The organism is Agrococcus sp. HG114 (assembly GCF_024723325.1).
In the GTDB taxonomy this organism is placed as follows: Bacteria; Actinomycetota; Actinomycetes; order Actinomycetales; family Microbacteriaceae; genus Agrococcus.
On sequence record NZ_JANQCH010000239.1, the window covers coordinates 1 to 975 of the forward strand.

The 975-nt window shown below is 70.2% G+C and carries 1 protein-coding gene; it reads right to left on the bottom strand.

From position 1 onward, the window contains the following. On the bottom strand, positions 1-875 hold an 875-nt coding region (locus NWP09_RS12985), incomplete at its 3' end, for an IS481 family transposase (RefSeq protein ID WP_258275908.1). Positions 876-975: the final 100 nt, after the last annotated feature.

A 975-nucleotide genomic window follows, 5' to 3' on the forward strand; every position in this document is an offset into this window, starting at 1 on the left:
GCGGCGGCGCGTTGGGCGTTGCTGGTGAAGGGTTGCCGGTAGGCCCATTCGGTTTGCAGGGTGCGATTGAAGCGCTCGACCTTGCCGTTCTGCCAGGGGCAGTGCGGGCGGATGAAGACCTGCCGAGCGCCGAGCTCCGCGACGACGTCGCGCAGCGAGAATCGGTAGGCGAAGGCATTGTCGGTCATCAGCCGCTCGATGCGGTCGATGCCGTTGATCGCGAAGAACGCTGCCGCGCGCCGGAGGAAGCCGGCGCAGGTGGCGCCTCTCTCATCGGTCAGGATCTCGGAGTAGGCGAGCCGGGAGTGGTCGTCGACGAGCGAGTGGACGTAGTCGTAGCCGCTGCCGTGCTTGCGGTCGCGGTTGTCGCCTGGGCCGCCGCGGCCGTTCGCGCGCCAGCCCCCGCCGTCGGGGATGCGGCCGAGCTTCTTGACGTCCATGTGGACCAGCTCGCCCGGCCGCTCGCGCTCGTAGCGGATCGCGGTCTGCTTCGAGGTGCGGATCACCTCTCCGGTCATCGGGTCCAGGGCCGACAGGGGCGGCGCACCGCGGCGGGCCAGCACGCGAGAGACCGTCCGCGACGAGACGCCGACGAGCTCCGCGATCCGATCGCGTCCGAGCCGTTCCTCGACGCGCAGCCGCACGATCTCCAGCTCGGTCTCCTCGGGCGTGCGGCTGGGCGAAGAGCCAGGCCGTGACGACCGGTCCCGGAGCCCGTCGATGCCCTCGGCCTCGAACCGTTCGACCCAGCGGGTCACGCAGGAGCGCGAGCAGCCCATTGCCGCAGCGACGTGCGAGCGGGCCCAGCCGGCGCGTACTCGCAGCACGGCGATCTCTCTGCCTCGGGGCGTCAGACGAGCATTAGCGTGGGACACGAGGACCTCCGTTGGTCGGTGAAGCGTGAACAACTCCACTCAACCCGCGGGGGTCCTCCTCACGCCACCGCCCAATGCACCAAGGTCATGGCCGGGTACA